Genomic DNA, 19,751 nt, shown 5'->3' with positions numbered 1-19,751 from the left:
CCTTTCAGATGGCCAGTGCAAGAGCGCCCAGAACGGCGATCTCCGTCAGTTGCTGGATGGCGCCGATGGTGTCGCCGGTATGGCCGCCGACCTTGCGTAAGGCAATCCGCGTGAAGCCTGGCACCGCAAGCCCGAAGGCAGCGAGCGAAAGCAGGACGGCGACGGTCGGGATGTCGGCCAGGAAAAACAGCACGAGCGCGAGGAGCACGCCCGAGCCGAGCGCAACCGATGTCGCCTGCGGCTCGGGTAAACCGGCCGAGGCGGCGACCCCGCCGCGGCGGGCAGGCGGGAGGCGGGACCAGTGCCAGACCATCGCGGCGCGGCTCAGCGCAGCGGTGGCAAGCAGCGCAATTCCGCCGCCTGTCGGCGTCAGCAGCGGCAGGAAGGCAGCCAGGGCCGAGACGCGAAGGCCGAAGGAAAGAATGAGGGCAACCGCGCCATAGGTGCCGATCCGACTGTCCTTCATGATCTCCAGGGCGTTTTCCCGATCGCGCCCGCCGCCGAAACCATCGGCCGTATCCCCAAGGCCGTCCTCATGCAGGGCGCCGGTGACCATCGCCTGCACCGCGACGACGAGGGAGGCGTTGAAGAGCGAGCTCGCGTGAAGCGCGCCCAGAAGGACCGCTATCACGGCGGCAGGAAGGGCGATCAGGATACCCGCAAGAGGGAAGGCGCGCACGGCGCGGCCGAGCCCGCCGTCATAGCCGCGGAAATATCGATCCGGCACGGGAATGCGGCTCAAAAAGGCAACCGACCGTGCGACGTCGTCCCAGAGCTCGCGAATATCTGCCATCTCGTCTCCCGCATCCCGAATCGCCCGGCGTTCCGCGGGATCATGCGAGACGACGGCAAATGGCGCAAATGCCGTTGCCGCGGGCGGCATCACACTCTATGACGAGCCCCGAACGAGTTTCACGTTGCAAGGATGATCCATGAGCGCCAGCGGCCTGCCGTTTGATGATTTCCGCGAACTACTGCGCAACCTGCCGGGGCCGGATACGGCGGCACTCGTTGCGGCGCGCGAGCGGGACGGGCAATTGACGAAGCCGCCCGGCGCTCTCGGGCGCCTCGAGGAAATCGCCTTCTGGCTTGCCGCCTGGACGGGACGTCCGCCGGCGGTCAACCGACCGCTCGTCGCGATCTTCGCCGGCAATCACGGCGTGACCCGTCAGGGAGTGACGCCCTTTCCCGCTTCGGTGACGGCGCAGATGGTCGAGAACTTCGCCGCCGGCGGTGCTGCCATCAACCAGATCTGCGTGGCACACGATCTCGGCCTCAAAGTCTTCGATCTGGCGCTCGACTATCCGACCGGTGATATCACCGAGGAACCGGCTCTCTCCGAGCGCGACTGCGCCGCCACCATGGCTTTCGGCATGGAAGCGATTGCCGGCGGCACGGATCTGCTGTGCATCGGCGAAATGGGCATCGGCAACACGACGATCGCGGCCGCCATCAACCTCGGCCTCTATGGCGGCACGGCAGAGGAATGGGTCGGTCCCGGCACCGGTTCGGAAGGCGAGGTGCTCGCGCGCAAGATCGCCGCCGTCGAAAAGGCCGTGGCGCTGCACCGCGATCACTTGTCCGATCCGCTCGAAGTCATGCGGCGGCTCGGCGGCCGCGAGATCGCGGCGATGGCGGGCGCAATTCTCGCGGCGCGGATGCAGAAGGTGCCCGTCATCATCGACGGCTACGTCGCGACCGCGGCCGCGGCGATCCTCAAGGCCGCCAACCCGGCGGCGCTCGACCATTGCCTGATTGGCCATGTTTCAAGCGAGCCCGGTCACATGCGGGCGATCGAGAAACTCGGCAAGACACCGCTCCTGGCTCTCGGCATGCGGCTTGGCGAAGGCACGGGCGCGGCTCTTGCAGCAGGCATCGTCAAGGCGGCGGCTGCCTGCCACAGCGGCATGGCGACCTTTGCGCAGGCTGGCGTAAGCAACAAGGAGTAAGGCAGGCCCGGCCCGCCCACGCGCGTCAGCACGCTCGGAGCTTGCTGTCGATCGGCCGTCATGCGTGCTATGCTCGTGCCGTGCAGCTATTGATGCGGGGCGGCTTCTCGCATATCGGGGATAAGTCGGGTCATTCGGTTCGGGTGGCCTCGCAATGCGGCATTGCCACCGCCTTTGATTCGCCTCAATAGGAACGTCGAAGCTGTGCCCTCTCCCAACCCGCGAGAAGAAATGGACGTCAAGAACACTACCTCCCGCAACGGCGCCACCGCGCCCGTTCAGAAGCATCGTGGCTTCCGGCACCTTTTCGCGGCGGCCAGCTATTCCTTCGGCGGTGCGAAGCGCCTGATCGGCGAGGCGGCCTTTCGGCACGAACTCATCGCCTTCGCCGTCGCGATGGTCGCGTTCACGATCGTCGGCGCGAACCTGTTCCAGTATGTCGCGATGGCAATCCTGTTTCTGCTGATGATGGCCTTTGAGGCGATCAACACCGCGATCGAGGAGATTGTTGACCGCGTCTCGCCGGAGATCTCGGAGATGGGCAGGAACGCCAAGGATCTCGGCTCCTTCGCGTGCCTTTGCCTCATTCTCGCCAATGCGGCTTATGCGCTGTACGTGATATTTCTCGCTCGCTTCCTGGGCTGATCCGCGACGCCGGCACCACCCTCATTTCCGTGACAGGCACGGGAATGAAGAAGTGGAGCACGCCCGGCAAGCGTTTACGCGAAGCTCCTTCGCCGGCGGGTGAGGGACGGGACGTCCTCGACCGGGGGCAAGCTCTGCAGAACGCGACGCGGCGGCAGGATAGCGATCGCCTCGGTACCTTCGCGGAGTTTCGAGCGCAGGATGAACTGGCCGCCATGCTTGGCGAGGATCGCCTGGACGATCGGCAGACCGAGGCCGGTGCCCTGTTCGGCGCTCTTGATGGCGATCGAACCCTGGCCGAAAGCGGAAAGGACGATCGGGATCTCCTCTTCCGGAATGCCGGGGCCGTTGTCTCTGATCGAAAGATATTGCCCGCCGCCGGCGGTCCAGCCGACCTTTACGCTGACCTCACCGCCCGACGGGGTGAACTTGACGGCATTCGAAAGAAGGTTGAGGGTCACCTGGCGCATGGCTTTCTCGTCCGCCCAGACGGACGGCATCGCCTGTTCGAACTGATGGGCCATGGTTATGTTCTTGCCGCGCGCACGGAGCTGAACCATGCCGATGCAATCCTCCACGATCTCCGCCAGGTTTACCGCGTCCTCGCTGAGCTCGTACTTGCCGGCTTCGATACGCGAAAGATCGAGAATTTCGTTGATGAGATTCAAGAGGTGCTCGCCGGAGCGATGGATGTCCAGCGTGTATTCCTTATAGGTCGGGTTGGCGAGCGGTCCGAGCACCTCTGTCGACATGACCTCCGAAAAGCCGAGGATGGCATTGAGCGGCGTGCGCAGCTCGTGCGACATCGAGGCCAGGAAACGGGATTTGGCGAGATTCGCCTCTTCGGCGCGGCGGCGAGCCTCGTCCGACATGGACTTCGCCACCTCGAGTTCGGCGATGAGATCGTCCTTCTCGGACTGTACCGAAAGGATATGAACGTTGGCGCGGTTCATCCTGTCGGTCATGAACGCCAGAAAGACAAGCGAGAGCGCCAGAATGCCCGTGAGGCCGACATCGACCGCATCACCGGTCGTGAGTGAGGAGAAGCCGAGCGCGGCCATGACAGGCAGAAACGTGTAATAGAGGGCGTTCCGCAACAGAAAAGTGCCCATGGCGGTGACCGCAAGGGCAATGAAGAGCACCGTTCCCTCGAACAGACCGGAAGCGATCTCGCCGCAGGACGCACAATCCGGGAGCGTGAAGATCGCCCAGCAAAGGCCGGTCAGCATCTGGCCGGCGAGGAAGCGGCGGCGCCAGACGGACACTTTCTCGGCGACCACATCCTCGCGCTTGGCCTTTCGCGCGAGAAAGATGGTGACCGCATGCGCGGAAAGCGCCAACAAGGCCCAGGCGAGAAAATGCGGGTCGCCCGAGAGGTAGATGCCGCTGGCGGCGATCAGGATCACGAGGAGGGGCAGGGCCATCGCGCCGTGGAGCACGGACTCGATGTGTAGCAGGAGCATTTCCCGTTCGAAGCCGGAGGGTGCCGAGGAACCGGTCTGCAGCCGCTGACGCGTCGCGCGAACGGTCTTCGAAACAGCCTTGTTTCGATGGCTCCGCGACTTGTCCACGATGATCTTGTCGGTCGATGTGCTGGCGGCGATGCTCATGCTTCTGGTCAGGATTGGGTTCAGCTTGCACTCTAGGATGCAATCCTTAAGAAGTTGCTGCCCCCATGAAGGATTCGGCAACCATTGTGGCGCGATTGCGGTTTTCGAGGCCGGGATGGGCAGGAAGAACAACACGAGGAGGCGTGGGGCGTGAAGTCGGAAAACCGCAGATTCCGGATCGTCGGCGGCAGCGGCGCAGGCCCGGGCTCTTCCGGAAGGCGCTTTGGATTTGGTCGCTCCGGGTTTCCCGAGCGGCGCAGGAGGCCGTCCGGCAGCGGCGGGATGGCCGGCGGTTGGATTTTCCTGATCCTGCTCGGCATCGGCGCCTACATAGCCGCGCAGCTGCCGCCGTCGGAACGGCCCGTGACCGGCGAGTTGCGCGGCTCGGCGTCGGTGAGCGATGGCGACAGCCTGCGGCTCGACGGACGCCGCATACGCATCGAAGGCATCGATGCCCCGGAGATCGGCCAGATGTGTCGACGCGGGGAAACCGCGTGGGACTGCGGCGCCCAGGCGCGGCAACGGTTGATTGCTCTCATCGCGGGAACGACGACCGTCTGCCGGCTCCATGGCCATGATCGCTATGGTCGGGAACTCGGTGTCTGCGCGGCTGGCGGGACGGACCTCGGAAGAGAAATGGTCCTCTCCGGTCATGCGGTCAGCTATGGGCTCTACCGTGCGGAAGAGGAAACGGCGCGAACGGGCCGGCGAGGGCTCTGGGGCGGCGATTTCGTCAGGCCGCAGGAGTGGCGGCGTTCGAACGGCGGTGCGGAGGAGACCCCGCACCGGGCGGGTGACTGGTTGGAGACCATTATTCAATGGCTTCAGGAGTATTCGAGCGCGATCATGGCGAGGATCGGCGGTGACTGAGGAGCGGCTGCAGGCGTTGAGGGCGACGATCTCGATCTGTCGCCGGTGCCGTGACGAGCCGGCGCGCGGCGAAGACCACCGGCTGCCGCACGAGCCGAGGCCGGTGGCGGTGCTTTCCGCGTCGGCGCGGATTCTGATCGCCGGGCAGGCACCCGGATTGCGGGTCCATGAAAGCGGCCTTCCCTTCAACGATGCCTCTGGCGATCGGCTGCGGCAATGGCTGTCGGTGGACCGGGCGGCATTCTACGATCCGCAAAATTTCGCCATCGTGCCGATGGGTTTCTGTTTCCCCGGCTACGACAGCCACGGCAGCGACCTGCCGCCGAGAAGCGAATGCGCGCCGCTGTGGCGGCAGAAGGCGATGGACGCGATGCCGCAGATCGAGCTGGTGCTTGCGGTCGGTCATTATGCGCAGCGCTGGCATCTTGGAAGGGACTGTCCCAAATCCATGACAGAAACCGTGCGCAACTGGCAACGCTACGCGAAACGCAATTCCGGCGTCTGCGTACTGCCGCTGCCGCATCCGAGCTGGCGCAATACCGGCTGGCTCCGGCGTCATCCCTGGTTTGAGGCCGAGTTGCTGCCCTTCCTGCGTGAACGGGTGAGGGCGCTGACGGCGTGAAACAATTTTCTTTATTTTCACAATTACCGCGCTATAGAGGGAAAAATATTCGAGAGGATTTTCCATGGATCGCCTAGACCGCAAGATCCTGCGGCTGTTGCAGGAAGACTCGACCTTGGCCGTAGCCGACCTCGCCAAGAAGGTCGGGCTTTCCACGACGCCGTGCTGGCGGCGCATCCAGAAGATGGAAGAGGAAGGTGTGATCCGCCGCCGTGTCGCGCTTCTCGATCCGGTGAAGGTCAACACCAAGGTCACCGTATTCGTTTCCGTGCGCACCAATTCGCATTCGATGGAGTGGCTGCGGCGGTTCTCCGAAGTCGTGGCGGATTTTCCGGAAGTGGTGGAATTCTATCGCATGAGCGGCGACGTGGATTATCTCCTGCGCGTGGTCGTGCCGGATATCGCCGCCTATGATGCCTTCTACAAGCGTCTGATCGCCAAGATCGAGATCCGCGACGTTTCCTCGGCCTTCGCCATGGAACAGATCAAGTATACGACGCAACTGCCGCTCGATTACATGGTCATCGACCAGGCGAAGTCGAGCGAGGACTAGACGACCAGGTCGTTATCGCCGGGTCAAGCCGTGTCTGACGCGGAGGGATGCTGCGATGCGTCCTCGAGACATGCGGCTGCCCAGCCGCGTGCAATGCCGATCTCGACGCGTTTCTGTCCGAATTCCGCATAGCGATTGCGCCCATAGACGATAACCTTGCCCGTGCCGCCATGAGGGCGCGTCTGGATTACTGTAAGGGAATTGGCATGCGCGGCGGCCCTTCGGCGATTGCTTCGCCTATGCCCTGGCCAAACGGCATTCCGCTCCTCTTCTCTACGTTGGCGACGATTTCGCGCTGACCGACGTTCAATCTGGACTGGCGCGCTAGACGCAGAGAGTCCGGGTGGAGATGAAGAATGGCGAGGCCTCGAAGAACGAGGTTTGTCAGGCTCGGTTAAACTCGGGCTTGACTTGAGAAACCATTCGCGAGCCGCTGGAAAGCCGCTGGCGGACCCTGCTGTTCGTCAGTTCGCGCAACGCGTCCTTGCCCGTCCATCGTGCCGTACGGTCGGTGCTCGCCGCGAGCTTTTGCGCGAGCGCCAGGGCCGGTCCGTGGCAGGCGGGGCTGCGCTTGCCGATCTGCCTGAGTGCCCAATTCACCGACTTCTTCACGAAGTTGCGCTCGTCGGCGGCGTGAGTCTCGATCAGCGGCAGCCAGGCAAGCAGCGTCGAATCAGGCTCCTTCTTGAGATGCACGGCGGCTGTTGCGATCATCGCGAAGGCCAGGCGGCGGACGAATTCCCGCTCATCGGCGGCGAATTCAGGGATGAGCACTTGCTCGAGGCGCGCACCGACGAAGAGGTCGGCAACGGTATCGACCACCTCCCAGGAGTCGCAGGCATTCGCCCATTGCCGCGCTTCAGCGAGCGTCAGCGCCTTCGGGTCCGCGGTGAATGCTGCCAGCAGGCGTGCTTCGCGGATGCCGGAGGTCCAGAGGTCGAGCGCACGGGCATGGTCGGTCTTTACCGTGCGCGCGACGCGACGAAGCTCGACGTTCGAAACGCCCAGGGCGGTTTCGGTCGCAATGCCGAAGCGCGCTATGCCTGCGATGTTTTCGTCCGAGCCGAGGGCGCGGAGATATTCGATGATCTCTTCCGCCGTCGACGCCGGGGCCATCGTCATTTTTCGAGCCGGGCGAGCAGGGAAGACGTATCCCAGCGATTGCCGCCGAGCGCCTGGATGTCGCCGTAGAACTGGTCGACGAGGGCGGTCACCGGAAGCTTGGCGCCATTGCGCCTGGCCTCGGCAAGGACGATGTCCAGATCCTTGCGCATCCAGTCGACCGCGAAGCCGAAGTCATATTTACCTTCGTTCATGGTCTTGTGGCGATTTTCCATCTGCCAGGAACCGGCCGCTCCCTTGGAGATGACCTCGATCACCTTCTCGATGTCGAGCCCTGCTTTCTTGCCGAAGTGGATTCCCTCTGCGAGCCCCTGGACGAGGCCGGCGATACAGATTTGATTGATCATTTTGGTCAGCTGGCCGGCGCCGGCGGGGCCCATCAAGCCGACCATCCGGGCATAGGCGTCGATGACGGGCCTGGCCTTGTCGAAAGCCCCCGCATCGCCCCCGCACATGACGGTGAGCACGCCGTTTTCCGCTCCGGCCTGCCCGCCGGAGACGGGCGCGTCGATGAAATGCGCACCCTTCGCCGCCGCCGCGGCGTAGAGCTCGCGGGCAACCGCGGCCGATGCCGTGGTGTTGTCGATGAAGATCGACCCGGGTGCCATCGTTTCGAAGGCGCCGTTCTCTCCCGTCGTGACGGAGCGGAGGTCGTCGTCATTGCCGACGCAGGCGAAGACGAAATCCTGGCCCTTGGCCGCTTCGGCCGGCGTTGCGGCGGTCCGGCCGCCGAATGCGGCTGCCCATTGCTCCGCCTTGGCTGCAGTCCGGTTATAGACCGTCACATCGTGCCCGCCGCGGGCCTTGAGATGACCGGCCATCGGATACCCCATGACGCCGAGACCGATGAATGCGACTTTGGCCATTTCCTTGAGACTCCCTTATCGATAGCGTGTTTGCGGCCGACGATAGCCGCGGCCGCAGCAGCCTGCAATCAGGGTTTGAAGCGGGCGGTCACCAATTGGCCGGCTATCGGCTCGCCTTCCTCCATGCGCACCGTGATGTCGGTGATGTCGACGATCTCGAACCCGGTCGCCGCCAGGCGCTCGCGCAGGTAGGTTTCCGAGTGGGCGAAGCGCTGGTGCGGTCCGACGGCGAAGCCTTGTCCCGCCGGGGTTTCGCCCGGCAGGCTCTCGCTCGAGAAGATCAGGAGCCCGCCCGGCACCAGATTGTCGACTGCGCCGAAGAACAGCGGCTCCAAGGCGCCGATATAGGGCAGGACGTCGGTTGCGGCGATCAGGTCGAACGGTTCGTCGTCATTGTCGTCGAGGAAATCGACCGCCTCTGCGACATAGAGCGTCTCGTAGAGGTCCTTCTCATGGGCGATTTCAACCATGTTTTCCGAAAGGTCCACGCCGGTTATATCTTCCGCCATGTCGCGTAGCGCGCCTCCGGTCAGCCCGGTGCCGCAGCCGAGATCGAGAATCCGCTTGAACGGTCCGAGCCCGAGCGCCTGAAGCCGCTGGCGCACGAGCAGTGGCACGCAATAGTGGAGCTGGTCGACGAGAACATTGTCGAAGACGTCGGCGTGCTGATCGAAGAGCGTTGCCACATAGGCGTCCGCAGCCTTGAGCGGCGTCTCGCCGCGCCCCATCGATGCAAGCCGAACGGCGGCGCCGCCGTGGTCCTCCGGGTCGATTTCCAGGACTTCCCGATATGCGGCGGCCGCCGCGTCGAAATGCCCGGACTTCTCCAAGGCAAGCGCGCGGTTATAGGCCTCTGCGAGGGCCTCCTCGTCGATCTTCTTGATTTTCTGCGTCATGGGCGCTTCATACGACCCCCGGCGGCCTTTGACAATCGCCGGTCGCGGCCGTCCCTGTCACTGGCCGTTTCAGCTCGATAATAAACTGTTCTTTGGCGGAACGGCGACGGTTTCCGTCAATGTGGGATTAAACCACCTTGCGGCCCGAGGAGAGGTCCCGCCGAGGCGGCGATGGGAACATTCGCCTGCGGTAAAGATTTTGACCAGGTCGGGGACGCGCGCCATTTGACCTTGATCGAAAAGGAGTCATCATTCCTAAAAGAATGAAAAATCGGGAGGAATGCCGATGTCTGCCGAATTGAGCCCGTTGACATTGGAAACGGAGATACCGGAGCGGCAAACGCCGCCTCTGCCGCAGACACCGCAGGAGACGATCAACGCGATCATCCACTATTATCGCGGCGAAATCGGGCGGATGGCCGGTTGGCGGGACCGCATAGACCGAACATCGAACTGGGCGATCACCGTGGTCGCAGCGATGCTTTCGGTCTCGCTCTCGACGCCGTCATCCCATCACGGTGTTCTTCTCTTTGCCATGCTGCTTATCAGCCTGTTGCTGCTGATCGAAGCGCGGCGTTACCGTTTCTTCGACGTCTATCGCGCCCGCGTGCGCCAGATGGAACGCGGCTACTTCGCGCAAATTTTGTGCCCTGAAGGCACGCCGAGCTTCAAATGGTCGGTGTCGATCGCCAAGAGCCTGCGCCAGCCGGCTTTCCTGATGGGCTACAGGGAGGCCCTCTGCCGGCGGTTACAGCGCAATTATTGCTGGATGTACCTGATCCTGCTCCTGGCATGGGCGCTGAAGATTTCCTCCCCGAAGATTTCGAGCACGGGAGAGCCTTTCGGCCATGTCCGTTCCTGGGCCGATGTTGCCGAGAACGCCGCTCTTGGCCCCGTGCCTGGCCTTGCCGTGGCGATCGGCGTCGCGCTCTTCTATGCGGTCGTGCTCTACGGTTCGCTCCACAGGGCGACAGGCGCCGGCGAATTGGCGCATGGCGAGGTTCATGTCTGAGACCTGCGTGCACCGCTGCGCCGCATCGCTGATCCCGCCTTCAGAAATTCTCAGTTGATGCGGGCGCGCAGGCCTGCTTCAACTGCGCTTCTCTCGGTCATGCCAAAAGGAGCACAAGATGAGCGAACAGAAGGTGGCGATCGTCACGGCCGGCGGTTCCGGCATGGGGGCCGAGGCGGCAAGGAGGATGGCGGCAGAGGGTTACAGGGTTGCCGTCCTTTCTTCGTCCGGCAAGGGCGAGGCGCTCGCCAAGGAACTCGGCGGAATCGGCGTTACCGGATCGAACCAGTCGAACGACGATCTGAAGCGGCTCGTCGACGCAGCCTATGATGCCTGGGGGCGCGTGGATGCGCTGATCAATTCGGCAGGGCACGGCCCGCGGGCTCCGGTGCTCGAACTCACCGACGAGGAATGGCACCGGGGTATGGATGTCTATTTCCTCAATGTCGTGCGGCCAACCCGGCTGGTGACGCCGATCATGGTGGAGCAGAAATCCGGCAGCATCGTCAATATTTCCACCTACGCCGCCTTCGAACCCGACCCCTTGTTTCCGACGTCGGGGGTCTTCCGTTCCGGGCTTGCGGCTTTCACCAAACTGTTCGCCGATCGGTATGCCGCCGACAATGTCCGCATGAACAATGTTCTGCCCGGCTTTATTGACAGTCTGCCCGAAACGGAGGAACGGCGTCAGCGGATTCCGATGGGACGTTACGGCGCATCGGAGGAGGTGGCCGAGTTGATCGCGCTGCTCGCAAGCGATCGCGGAGGCTATATCACCGGCCAGAACATCCGGATCGACGGCGGCATCACCCGATCCGTCTGACACATCCGACAACGACCTGCGCCGGAACCTAATGGACGATAAACTCTCCCTGGAGAGCCCGCCATTCGGAGGCCGAAATCAGCTTTCGGTGCACATAGCGTACCGAATGCAGCGGGCCGTCCAGCTTCTCCTGCCAGAATTTGAGGAAGCTGTGCATTTCCGGAAAGTCCGGCGCGATGTCGTAGTGTTGCCAGATGTATGTCTGCAGGAAAGCCGGGTGATCGGGCATCCGATAAAGTATCTGAGCCGTCGTCAGCCCGTAACCCTTGAGCTGCAGTTCCATGTCGTTCGTCATGCGGACCTCACTTCTCACAAAGGTTGGTCTCTATGATGGAGCGCTTAATTGCTTAATCAAGCCTTAATATAGGTGAGTAAAGCGAGAAATCACTTACAAAACAAACGCTTGGCAGCAGGCGACGGCGAGTGCTGCCAAGCCGGCCACCGGGATCCGGCTTGCGGCCCGAGGCGCGTTCAGCGCTTCAGATGGCGGGTCAGGCGGGCTTCGAGCCAGCCCCAGATGTTGCGCAGCAACTCCACCATCAGCAGATAGAGGATCGCGGCCCAGATATACATCTGGTAGTCGAAGGTCCGGGAAAAGGCGCGCCGAGTCTCACCCATGAGGTCGAAGACTGTGACGATCGCCACGATTGCCGAGCCCTTGATCATCAGGATGATTTCGTTGCCGTAGGGGCGCAGCGCAACGATCATCGCCTGGGGCAGAATGACCTTGAAGAAGGCTACGCGCTCCGGCAGGCCGAGCGCGGCCGCCCCCTCGCGCTGGCCGCGCGGCACGCTTTCGATGGCGCCGCGCAGGATTTCCGCCTGATAGGCGGCGGTGTTCAGCGTGAAGGTGAACAGCGCACAGTTCCAGGCATCGCGGAAGAACCACCACAGTCCCGCGGATTCGAGCTGCGGACGGAAGCTGCCGAGTCCGTAATAGATGAGGAAGAGCTGGGTGATGAGCGGCGTCCCGCGGAAGAAGTAGACATAGGCGTAGGCAAGCCAGCCCCATAATCTGTTCTTCGACATGCGCCCGAGCGCCACCGGCAGCGAAACGACGGCGCCCATGAGGATGGAGGAGGTGACGAGGGTCAGTGTCACCCCAAGACCGGAAAGGAAGCTCGGTCCGTAGCGAGAGAATTTCTCGGGGTCCCAGCCATTGACGACCGTCAGGAAAATCCCGACACCGAGCGCCAGCCAGATGCCGAGCGCCACGCTGCCGAAAAAGCGCGAGAAGGTGTAGGGCTTCGGCGGCGCCGGCGGGGGCGCCTGCGGCGGGATCATGGTTTCGGCAATGCTCATCGGCGTGCCTCCGCGCGTTTGGTCGAGCGCTCGAGTGCCGAGAATACGACCGAGGAGATCATTGCCAGGACGAGGAACAGAACGCAGGCGATGCCGAAGAATTCGAAAGCGTGCTTGGTCACCCGGGCTGCAACGCCGGTTTGGCGCAGGATATCCGGCAGCCCGATGACCGAGACGAGGGCGGTGTCCTTGAGCAGCGCCATCCAGAGATTGCCGAGGCCGGGCAGCGCGATGCGGATGAGCTGGGGCAGAATGATGAGGCGCATCGTCTTGCCCCGGTGCAGGCCGAGCGCGTCACCGGCCTCGTACTGACCGTGGGGGATCGCCTTGAAGGCCGAAAGCAGCACTTCGGAACAATAGGCCGAAAAGACCACGCCCAGAGCGATCATCCCCGCAACGAAGGCGCTGATCTCGACGGCGCCCGTATAACCGATCGTCGCCAGGAACTGCTGGGCGAGGATCTGCAGGCCGTAATACACGATGAAGAGCGTAAGGAGCTCCGGCAGGCCTCGGAAAATCGTCGTATAGATGTTGCCGGCCAGCCGCAGGGATCTTTCCTCGGATTGCTTGGCGAGCGCAATGAAGAAGCCGATGATCAATCCCACTGGAAGGGTCGCGATCGCCAGGCTGGCGGTGACGAGGAATCCATAGGCGATTTCATCGCCCCAGCCTGCGTCTCCGCACGCGAGAAGGGTATCCGATCCGAACCACCGAAATACCCCGAGAGGACCGCATAGCGGATCGATGATCGCGCCGATCCAGGAGAGACCGGAGGAAAGGGCGGCAAACAGTCCGCTCATGCCAATAGTTCCCGTTGCGTATTCTGGCGTCTACCGCGTTTTTGTTCTTCAGCCGCGCCGCGCGCTAGACGCTTATTTTCGTGATTCCTTGTCAAACAAAAACGGCGGAAGGGCAAGCCCGTCCGCCGTTGCATTTTCTTCATCAACCGAGATTATCCCGGCATAAAGCCTCAAGATGTGCAGGAATCGCCGAGATTAGCTGCCGTAGACGTCGAAGGGGAAGTACTTTTCGTTGATTTCCTTGTACTTGCCGTTCGCGCGGATGGCGTCGATCGCCTTGTTGAACTTCTCCCGCAGAGCGTTGTCGCCCTTGCGGAGCGCGATACCCGCGCCTTCGCCATTGATGACCGGATCGATCGGCAGGGTGCCAAGCAGCTTGCAGCAGGCGCCATCGTCCGTCTTGAGCCATTCCGACAGCACGACGACGTCGTCGATTGCCGCGTCGATGCGGCCGTTGGCGAGGTCGAGCTTGTATTCATCCGCGGTCGGGTAAAGCTTCAGTTCCGACTCTTTCATATGCGCTTCCGCATAGTTGGAATGCGTGGTCGAACTTTGTGCGCCCAGCATTTTGCCGGAGAGGGCTGCGGCGGTCGCTTCGGTAATCGGCGAATCTTTCGGCACCGCGATGGCCGGAGGCGTGTTGTAGTACTTGTTGGTGAAGTCGACCTTTTCCTTGCGCTCCTCGGTGATCGACATGGACGCGATGAACGCGTCGAATTTCTTGGCGATCAGCGCCGGAATGGCGCCGTCCCATTCCTGGGTCACGAAGGTGCAATCGGCCTTCATCTCTTCGCAAAGCGCCTTGGCGATATCGATGTCGAAGCCGGTCAGCGTGCCGTCGGACTCGAGATTGTTGAAGGGCGGGTAGGCGCCTTCGGTACCGATGACGATCTTTTCGCCGTCAGCCATGGCAGCGCCGGCCATAAGCACGAAAACGGCAGCCGATACCGTGGCTGCCAGACGTCTGGAAATACGCATGATGTCCTCTCTGTTGGCTCGGCATCCGGTTCTTCTTGTTTCGCGGATGCCAATTGGCGCCGGAGCTTCAAGCCGCCGGTTGCGGCGATATTCGTACGGATTTCCTGCAAAAATCAACTGGAAAGCTTTGCTTCCCACTGTTTGACGCGAATCATGTCCTTCGATTGTCGCATAAGTTGCGCTAGAAGATGAACGGGCCGTTCAGGACCGGTTAATGTCGCCTTCGATAGGCCTTGCAGCGGAACCGATCCGCAGTTGCGGCGTTGCGGCTACGGCATTTCGGCCGAGGCAAAAAAGGCCGGGACCGCGGATCATGGCCCTGTGACGAGGGCGCCATGGTGGGCGAGGCGATTGGAGTCGCCTTTGCACACCAGCGTCAGGACCTCCGAACAAGAGGAAGAAAAAAATGTCGATACGATCCAGACTTTTCGCAACAGTGGCCTTGCCCGTTCTTTCGGCCTCCCTGATGATCCAGCCGGCCTTCGCTGACAGCCTGACTGCTCCGTTCGAAGTCGCTCAGGAAGGAGAGGGCCAACAGTCGCCCGAGGATCTGCTGTTGCTGAAGCGCAAGCAGCGTCAGGCCGAGGAATCGCAGGGGCAGGCGGAGGAGCAACAGCCGCAGGCCGAGGAGCAGCAAAAGCCGCGCAGGAAGCGCCAGCAGCAGGCCGAAGAACAGCCGGCAGCCGAAGAGGGCGCCCCGCGGCAGGCCGAAGAAGAGGCTCCGCGGCGCAAGAAGCGCCAGCAGCAGGCGGAAGAGCAGCCCGCAGCCGAAGAGAGCGCTCCGCAGCAGGCCGAAGAAGAGGCTCCGCGGCGCAAGAAACGCCAGCAGCAGGCCGAAGAGCAGCCCGCGGCTGAAGAGAGCGCTCCGCAGCAGGCCGAAGAAGAGGCTCCCCGGCGCAAGAAACGCCAGCAGCAGGCGGAAGAACAGCCCGCAGCCGAAGAGAGCGCTCCGCGGCAGGCCGAAGAAGAGGCCCCCAAGCGCAAGAAGCGCCAGCAGCAGGCCGAAGAGCAGAAGCCTGCGGCCGAGGAGAGTGCTCCCCAGCAGGCCGAAGAAGAGGCCCCCAAGCGCAAGAAGCGTCAGCAGCAGGCGGAAGAGCAGCAGCCCGCAGCCGAGGAGGGCGCGCCGCAGCAGGCCGAGGAACAGGAGCCTACGCGTAAGAGACGCCAGCAACAGGCCGAAGAGCAGCGGCAGACGGAAGAACAGAAGGCCGCCGAGCAGCCGAGCGCCGAACCTGAGAGCGGCACGACCGCCAAGCAGCCCGCGACGGAGACGCCCGCCGAGCAGACGGGCGAGGGCGAGCAGCAGTCGATTCCCGGCGCCGAACAACCCGCAACCGCTGAACAGCAGGGTGAGCAGCCCGCCGGCCAACCGGCTCCCGAAGTCGTCGATGAGCGCTCGACGGAAGAAAAGCAGAAAATCGCGGAGGACCCCGCAGCCTCCGACGAGACCGTCGTCCTCCCGGTCGAGAAAGGCGCGGCTGTCCTGGACAGCGACAAGGATGCCGACATTTCCGGCGGCAACCAGGCGCGAGAAACACGGCGGAAGCAGCGCGAGGAATTGCGTACGACCCAAGAGAGCGTAGAACCGCCGGCCGACGATGCAGCGGCGCAGGCTGCGATCCCGGCCGAAGCCAGGGAAGAAATTCCTCAGAAGATCGAGGCTGTGCTCAGCGAAGAGGGCGAGCGGGTTGAGGAGGCGCCGACCTTTGCGGTGCCGCAGACGACCAACATCATCAACAACACTGTCATCAACAACACAACGGTCAACAACACGACCGTCAACAACACCACCGAGAACAACGTCACGGAGGTGAGGGTCGTCGAAGAAAACGAGGACCGTGTCATCCTCGGGGTCGGCGATCGCATCTTCGTGCGCGGTGACGACCGGCCGCGCCTGCGCAGGAATTCGGAAGAGAGCTATTATGAAAATCTCTCGCGAGGTCGCGTCCGTGAAACGATCGTCCGCCCGGGCGGCTATCGGATCGTCACCATCTACAACGAATACGGAGACATCCTGACGCGCACGCGCGTCGATCGTGACGGCGAGGAATACGTCATGATGTACGCGCCGGAATACGAAGAAGACCGGCCCGCAATCATAGACGTAGGTTACGACCTGCCACCGATGCGTCTCACGATACCGGTGGACGAATATATCGTCGATGTCGCCGAGGATCCGAACCGGGATTACTACGAGTTCCTGTCCGAACCCCCGGTCGAGTCGGTCGAACGCGTTTACACCATCGACGAGGTGCGTCACTCCGCCCGCCTGCGCGACAAGGTTCGCCGAATCGACCTCGACACCATCACCTTCGCGACGGGAAGCGCCGAGGTATCGATGTCGCAGGCGAAAACCATGCGCAACGTCGCGGAGGCAATGAACAAGATCCTGGAGAAGGATCCGGGTGAAACCTTCTTTATCGAGGGTCACACGGATGCCGTTGGCGCCGATCAGTCCAATCTCGTCCTTTCCGACGAGCGTGCCGAATCCGTCGCAGTGCTCCTGACCGAGGTCTATGGCATCCCGGCCGAAAACCTCGTCACCCAGGGCTATGGCGAGCGGTTCCTCAAGATCCGCACGGACGGGCCGGAGCAGGAGAACCGCCGCGTCACCATTCGCCGCGTCACGCCGTTGGTGCGTCCTGTAGCGCAGCGGTAGGTCAACGAGGCGTGCGAACTGACATCGGGGCCGGGAAACCGGCCCCGATTATTTGTCGGTTCTGCAAGCTGCCTGTGCGCTTGGATTGATGCCGTCCGCTCGACCGTCAGTCACGCAGTCCGATGACCTTCTCGATGAAATCGGCGATCGCCTGCGTGTCGTCCAGGTCGAATACGGGGAGGCCGGCGTCCGCGACCGGATGATCGGCAGCGATGGCCAGGATATGCGGATCGTTCGGTGCGAGCGGTTCGCGATTGGCCGATTCCTCGCGGCGCGCCTCGATTTTCGGGACAGGCTCGCGCTTGTAGCCTTCGATCAGTACCAGGTCGCAAGGGGCAAGCCGGGACAAGATCTCTTCGAATGTGGGCTCCGGCGCCCCACGCAATTCATGCATGATAGCGAAGCGCGTCGACGAAACGATCGTTACCTCGTGCGCGCCGGCCTCGCGGTGGCGGTAGCTGTCCGCGCCGACCTTGTCGATGTCGAAGTCGTGATGCGCGTGCTTGATCGTGGAGACCATATAGCCGCGCCGGGTCATTTCGCTGACAAGGCGGACCATCAGTCCGGTCTTCCCGGAATTCTTCCAGCCGGCGATGCCGAAAATCTTCGGTGGGCGCAAGGGGTCGTTCATGGTTCGCGATCCTCGATATAGGGCAACCAGGCCTCAGCCCGCTGAAGCTCTTCGGGGGTGTTGATGTTGACTGCCGGAGGGAAGGTGGCATGGGAGGGGCCGCCTGTCATCGAGAACGTCCTCAGCTATTCCAGGGGTCCGCCGAGTGCGCGCTGCGCGACCGCCTGCCGGCCGCGCTTGCTCTCGCGGTAGAACGTATAAAGGCCGGAACCGATGATGATGGCGACGCCCGCCAGCATCCAGCGGTCCGGCGTCTCTGCGAAGAAGACGACCCCGAGGGTGACCGACCAGAGAAGACTCATATAGCGAAATGGCGCGATCACGGAGATCTCGCCCTCGCGCATCGCGAGTACGATCGTCTGGTAACCGAGCATCAGAAGCACACTGGCGCCGGCGATATGGCTGAGCGACGTGGTAGACATCGGTTGCCAGCCGCCGAGCGGGACGATGAGGGCCGCACCGACCAGCGTCGTCACGAGAGAGGTCGTCACCGTGATGTACAGCGACGGCACGTCGGTGCCGATGCGGCGGGTGCAGAGGTCGCGGGTCGCAGTGAAAAAGACGCAGGCGACGACGGTGAGGGCCGCCGCGGTGAAGCCCTCGGGACCAGGACGCAATACGACGAGGACGCCGGCGAAGCCGACGACGATCGCCGCCCACCGCCGCCAGCCGACGGGCTCGCCGAGGAACAGCGCGGCGCCGAGCGTGACCGCCAGCGGAAGTGCCTGCATGATCGCCGAAGCGTTGGCGAGCGGGATCTGGCCGAGCGCGGAGATATAGGTCACCGATGCAAGCGCCTCCATGGCGATGCGCAGCAGGATGGCCGGCCTGAAGATCGTCCGAACCGGCCGAAAGGCGCCGAACCGGTATGCGACTACGACCACCATCAGCGTCGTCAGCAACCCGCGGATGAACATGATCTGGCCGGTATTCATGGCCCCGGTGACCGATTTTACCAGCGCATCGTTGCAGGCGAACCCGATCATCGCGAGGCACATGAAGACGATGCCGCGGAAATTGGCTGACGAGCGCATTCTCATTCCTGATAGCTGTGGCCGAACGGCGCGAGGCTTCCCGGCGTGGCGAATCCCTACTGCATGTTCCTTAAATCCTATCCGATTAAAGGACAAAAACATCCGGAAGATCAAAGATCTGAGCGCTTCAAAACCGATGCGGTAGGAGATGTCGCGCATCGCCCGCAGCACTCGTGCCGCGCAAGGCACTGACGCTTGTCCCTTCGCCCGGCTTGCGGGGAGAAGGTGCCGGCAGGCGGATGAGGGGCAGAACTGTCGCCGTTATCCCCCGGTGACGCTCATGTGCCGGGCGACGGCGGGGCGGTTGTGTTCGCGGTCGATGATGAAGTCGTGGCCCTTCGGCTTGCGGCCGATCGCCTCGTCGATGACCTGCCCGAGATAGGCGTCGTCGTCGGTGGCGCGCAGTGCGGCGCGCAGATCGGCGGCGTCGTTCTGGCCGAGGCACATATAGAGCGTGCCGGTGCAGGTCAGCCGGACGCGATTGCAGCTTTCGCAAAAATTGTGCGTGAGCGGCGTGATCAGGCCGAGGCGCCCGCCGGTCTCCGCGACCTCGACATAGCGGGCCGGGCCGCCGGTGCGGTAGGGAATGTCATTGAGCGTGAAGTCGGCCTCGAGCCGCCTGCGCATCTCCGAGAGCGGCAGGTAATGGTCGGTCCTGTCCTCGTCCACTTCGCCCATCGGCATGGTCTCGATCAGCGTCAGATCCATGCCGCGGCCATGCGCCCAGCGCATCAGGTCCGGTATCTCGGCATCGTTGAAGTCCTTGAGGGCAACGGCGTTGATCTTCACCTTCAATCCGGCTGCCAACGCCGCGTCGATGCCTTCGTGCACCCTTGCCAATTCGCCCCAGCGGGTGATCTGGCGGAACTTGTCGGGATCGAGCGTGTCGAGCGAGACATTGATCCTCCGCACGCCGCAATCGACGAGTTCGGCGGCGAATTTCGAAAGCTGCGAGCCGTTGGTGGTGAGTGTCAGTTCGTCCAGCCGTCCCGCTTCGATCTCCTTGCCGAGTTCGCGAATGAGGAACATGATGTTCTTGCGCACCAGCGGCTCCCCGCCGGTGAGCCTCAGCTTGCGTACGCCCTTGGCGATGAAGGCGGAACAGAGCCGCTGGAGTTCCTCCAGCGTCAACAGGTCCTTCTTCGGCAGGAACGTCATGTGCTCCGCCATGCAATAGGTGCAGCGGAAGTCGCAGCGGTCGGTGACAGAGACGCGCAGATAGGTGACCGCGCGGCCAAATGGATCGACCATCGGGGCAGTCGTGGTGTCGAGCGGTCTGGCGTGGGTCTGGTCTATAGCGGCCGTGTTCAAGTCTTTTCTCCCTGCGCTTTCAATGTCGTGGTCAAAAAGGGTCGCGTCAAGGCGCATCCTGTCGCAAA

General features: G+C 62.9%; 20 protein-coding genes and 1 pseudogene. 8 read left to right on the top strand and 13 right to left on the bottom strand.

Annotated elements, in window-relative coordinates; all coding sequences use genetic code 11:
• Positions 1 to 4 precede the first annotated feature (4 nt).
• A complete protein-coding gene (locus AC5J09_RS21765; protein ID WP_494298461.1) occupies positions 5 to 793 on the bottom strand; it encodes an adenosylcobinamide-GDP ribazoletransferase in 789 nt (262 codons plus the stop codon).
• Between the two features lie 139 nt (positions 794 to 932).
• Between AC5J09_RS21765 and cobT the strand changes: the two genes are divergently transcribed.
• On the top strand, positions 933 to 1,949 hold the full coding sequence (gene cobT / locus AC5J09_RS21760; protein ID WP_018095176.1) for a nicotinate-nucleotide--dimethylbenzimidazole phosphoribosyltransferase: 1,017 nt from the start codon (positions 933 to 935) through the stop codon (positions 1,947 to 1,949).
• Between the two features lie 231 nt (positions 1,950 to 2,180).
• Positions 2,181 to 2,594: a diacylglycerol kinase gene (locus AC5J09_RS21755; protein WP_100673072.1), complete on the top strand. Its 414-nt coding sequence runs from the start codon at positions 2,181 to 2,183 to the stop codon at positions 2,592 to 2,594.
• 74 nt (positions 2,595 to 2,668) lie between these two features.
• Here AC5J09_RS21755 and AC5J09_RS21750 read toward each other — a convergent pair whose 3' ends face one another.
• Complete coding sequence (locus AC5J09_RS21750) at positions 2,669 to 4,204, bottom strand: sensor histidine kinase (protein WP_100673073.1); 1,536 nt, start codon at positions 4,202 to 4,204, stop codon at positions 2,669 to 2,671.
• Positions 4,205 to 4,354: 150 nt separating this feature from the next.
• On the opposite strand from AC5J09_RS21750, the gene AC5J09_RS21745 reads away from it, so the two are divergent.
• From AC5J09_RS21745 to AC5J09_RS21735, 3 genes are all read left to right on the top strand, one after another.
• Positions 4,355 to 5,074, top strand: coding sequence for a thermonuclease family protein (locus AC5J09_RS21745; protein WP_494298460.1), 720 nt, complete (start codon positions 4,355 to 4,357; stop codon positions 5,072 to 5,074).
• Positions 5,067 to 5,696 carry a uracil-DNA glycosylase family protein gene (locus AC5J09_RS21740; RefSeq protein WP_494298459.1) on the top strand — a complete coding sequence of 210 codons (630 nt, stop codon included), beginning with the start codon at positions 5,067 to 5,069 and terminating at the stop codon, positions 5,694 to 5,696. The genes AC5J09_RS21745 and AC5J09_RS21740 overlap by 8 nt, the downstream gene beginning before the upstream one ends.
• A gap of 64 nt (positions 5,697 to 5,760) precedes the next feature.
• Positions 5,761 to 6,249: an Lrp/AsnC family transcriptional regulator gene (locus AC5J09_RS21735; protein ID WP_003535303.1), complete on the top strand. Its 489-nt coding sequence runs from the start codon at positions 5,761 to 5,763 to the stop codon at positions 6,247 to 6,249.
• Positions 6,250 to 6,633: 384 nt separating this feature from the next.
• Here AC5J09_RS21735 and AC5J09_RS21730 read toward each other — a convergent pair whose 3' ends face one another.
• The 3 genes from AC5J09_RS21730 to AC5J09_RS21720 all read right to left on the bottom strand — a co-directional run bounded on the left by AC5J09_RS21730 (position 6,634) and on the right by AC5J09_RS21720 (position 9,133).
• Entirely contained in the window at positions 6,634 to 7,371 is a 738-nt protein-coding gene (locus AC5J09_RS21730) for a DNA alkylation repair protein (RefSeq protein ID WP_494298458.1), read from the bottom strand.
• Positions 7,368 to 8,237, bottom strand: coding sequence for an NAD(P)-dependent oxidoreductase (locus AC5J09_RS21725; RefSeq protein ID WP_494298457.1), 870 nt, complete (start codon positions 8,235 to 8,237; stop codon positions 7,368 to 7,370). Before AC5J09_RS21725 ends, AC5J09_RS21730 begins: the two co-directional genes overlap by 4 nt.
• Positions 8,238 to 8,305: 68 nt before the next feature.
• Positions 8,306 to 9,133 (bottom strand): class I SAM-dependent DNA methyltransferase, encoded by an 828-nt coding sequence (locus AC5J09_RS21720; RefSeq protein WP_494298456.1) that lies wholly within the window; start codon positions 9,131 to 9,133, stop codon positions 8,306 to 8,308.
• Positions 9,134 to 9,419: 286 nt separating this feature from the next.
• Between AC5J09_RS21720 and AC5J09_RS21715 the strand changes: the two genes are divergently transcribed.
• Together AC5J09_RS21715 and AC5J09_RS21710 are read left to right on the top strand one after the other, a co-directional pair.
• Positions 9,420 to 10,145, top strand: a complete 726-nt coding sequence (locus AC5J09_RS21715) for a DUF2270 domain-containing protein (RefSeq protein ID WP_198516786.1) — start codon at positions 9,420 to 9,422, stop codon at positions 10,143 to 10,145.
• Between the two features lie 118 nt (positions 10,146 to 10,263).
• Positions 10,264 to 10,968 carry an SDR family oxidoreductase gene (locus AC5J09_RS21710; RefSeq protein ID WP_018095165.1) on the top strand — a complete coding sequence of 235 codons (705 nt, stop codon included), beginning with the start codon at positions 10,264 to 10,266 and terminating at the stop codon, positions 10,966 to 10,968.
• Positions 10,969 to 10,996: 28 nt separating this feature from the next.
• On the opposite strand, the gene AC5J09_RS21705 is transcribed toward AC5J09_RS21710, so the two are convergent.
• The 4 genes from AC5J09_RS21705 to AC5J09_RS21690 form a co-directional block, all read right to left on the bottom strand.
• On the bottom strand, positions 10,997 to 11,263 hold the full coding sequence (locus AC5J09_RS21705; protein ID WP_026168618.1) for an usg protein: 267 nt from the start codon (positions 11,261 to 11,263) through the stop codon (positions 10,997 to 10,999).
• Positions 11,264 to 11,439: 176 nt separating this feature from the next.
• Positions 11,440 to 12,270 carry an ABC transporter permease gene (locus AC5J09_RS21700; protein WP_018095163.1) on the bottom strand — a complete coding sequence of 277 codons (831 nt, stop codon included), beginning with the start codon at positions 12,268 to 12,270 and terminating at the stop codon, positions 11,440 to 11,442.
• Positions 12,267 to 13,070: an ABC transporter permease gene (locus AC5J09_RS21695; protein ID WP_100673080.1), complete on the bottom strand. Its 804-nt coding sequence runs from the start codon at positions 13,068 to 13,070 to the stop codon at positions 12,267 to 12,269. Before AC5J09_RS21695 ends, AC5J09_RS21700 begins: the two co-directional genes overlap by 4 nt.
• A gap of 195 nt (positions 13,071 to 13,265) precedes the next feature.
• The gene (locus tag AC5J09_RS21690; protein ID WP_275597814.1) at positions 13,266 to 14,048 is read right to left on the bottom strand and encodes an ABC transporter substrate-binding protein; all 783 of its coding nucleotides are present in this window, start codon (positions 14,046 to 14,048) and stop codon (positions 13,266 to 13,268) included.
• Positions 14,049 to 14,454: 406 nt separating this feature from the next.
• Between AC5J09_RS21690 and AC5J09_RS21685 the strand changes: the two genes are divergently transcribed.
• Entirely contained in the window at positions 14,455 to 16,707 is a 2,253-nt protein-coding gene (locus AC5J09_RS21685) for an OmpA family protein (RefSeq protein WP_494298455.1), read from the top strand.
• A 106-nt stretch (positions 16,708 to 16,813) separates the two neighbouring features.
• Here the strand turns inward: AC5J09_RS21685 and mobB are convergent, their stop codons facing one another.
• From mobB to moaA, 4 genes and pseudogenes are all read right to left on the bottom strand, one after another.
• Positions 16,814 to 17,338, bottom strand: a complete 525-nt coding sequence (gene mobB / locus AC5J09_RS21680) for a molybdopterin-guanine dinucleotide biosynthesis protein B (protein WP_100673083.1) — start codon at positions 17,336 to 17,338, stop codon at positions 16,814 to 16,816.
• Positions 17,335 to 17,415 (bottom strand): annotated as a pseudogene (locus AC5J09_RS21675) (molybdenum cofactor guanylyltransferase MobA); the annotation flags it as partial. The gene mobB and the pseudogene AC5J09_RS21675, both read right to left, overlap by 4 nt.
• Before the next feature lie 48 nt (positions 17,416 to 17,463).
• On the bottom strand, positions 17,464 to 18,372 hold the full coding sequence (locus tag AC5J09_RS21670; protein ID WP_324761877.1) for a DMT family transporter: 909 nt from the start codon (positions 18,370 to 18,372) through the stop codon (positions 17,464 to 17,466).
• 261 nt (positions 18,373 to 18,633) lie between these two features.
• Positions 18,634 to 19,683 (bottom strand): GTP 3',8-cyclase MoaA, encoded by a 1,050-nt coding sequence (gene moaA, locus AC5J09_RS21665; protein ID WP_100673085.1) that lies wholly within the window; start codon positions 19,681 to 19,683, stop codon positions 18,634 to 18,636.
• Positions 19,684 to 19,751: the final 68 nt, after the last annotated feature.

The organism is Sinorhizobium sp. (genome assembly GCF_059070375.1).
The sequence above is the reverse complement of the archived record's forward strand: the minus strand, read 5'-3'. Positions and strand labels throughout refer to the sequence as shown.

Bases quoted from the DNA above. Each gene is read 5' to 3' on its own strand.
- AC5J09_RS21765 (WP_494298461.1), bottom strand. From the start codon at position 793: ATGGCAGATATTCGCGAGCTCTGGGACGACGTCGCACGGTCGGTTGCC.
- cobT (WP_018095176.1), top strand. From the start codon at position 933: ATGAGCGCCAGCGGCCTGCCGTTTGATGATTTCCGCGAACTACTGCGC.
- AC5J09_RS21755 (WP_100673072.1), top strand. From the start codon at position 2,181: ATGGACGTCAAGAACACTACCTCCCGCAACGGCGCCACCGCGCCCGTT.
- AC5J09_RS21750 (WP_100673073.1), bottom strand. From the start codon at position 4,204: ATGAGCATCGCCGCCAGCACATCGACCGACAAGATCATCGTGGACAAG.
- AC5J09_RS21735 (WP_003535303.1), top strand. From the start codon at position 5,761: ATGGATCGCCTAGACCGCAAGATCCTGCGGCTGTTGCAGGAAGACTCG.
- AC5J09_RS21730 (WP_494298458.1), bottom strand. From the start codon at position 7,371: ATGACGATGGCCCCGGCGTCGACGGCGGAAGAGATCATCGAATATCTC.
- AC5J09_RS21725 (WP_494298457.1), bottom strand. From the start codon at position 8,237: ATGGCCAAAGTCGCATTCATCGGTCTCGGCGTCATGGGGTATCCGATG.
- AC5J09_RS21720 (WP_494298456.1), bottom strand. From the start codon at position 9,133: ATGACGCAGAAAATCAAGAAGATCGACGAGGAGGCCCTCGCAGAGGCC.
- AC5J09_RS21715 (WP_198516786.1), top strand. From the start codon at position 9,420: ATGTCTGCCGAATTGAGCCCGTTGACATTGGAAACGGAGATACCGGAG.
- AC5J09_RS21710 (WP_018095165.1), top strand. From the start codon at position 10,264: ATGAGCGAACAGAAGGTGGCGATCGTCACGGCCGGCGGTTCCGGCATG.
- AC5J09_RS21705 (WP_026168618.1), bottom strand. From the start codon at position 11,263: ATGACGAACGACATGGAACTGCAGCTCAAGGGTTACGGGCTGACGACG.
- AC5J09_RS21700 (WP_018095163.1), bottom strand. From the start codon at position 12,270: ATGAGCATTGCCGAAACCATGATCCCGCCGCAGGCGCCCCCGCCGGCG.
- AC5J09_RS21695 (WP_100673080.1), bottom strand. From the start codon at position 13,070: ATGAGCGGACTGTTTGCCGCCCTTTCCTCCGGTCTCTCCTGGATCGGC.
- AC5J09_RS21690 (WP_275597814.1), bottom strand. From the start codon at position 14,048: ATGCGTATTTCCAGACGTCTGGCAGCCACGGTATCGGCTGCCGTTTTC.
- AC5J09_RS21685 (WP_494298455.1), top strand. From the start codon at position 14,455: ATGTCGATACGATCCAGACTTTTCGCAACAGTGGCCTTGCCCGTTCTT.
- mobB (WP_100673083.1), bottom strand. From the start codon at position 17,338: ATGAACGACCCCTTGCGCCCACCGAAGATTTTCGGCATCGCCGGCTGG.
- AC5J09_RS21670 (WP_324761877.1), bottom strand. From the start codon at position 18,372: ATGCGCTCGTCAGCCAATTTCCGCGGCATCGTCTTCATGTGCCTCGCG.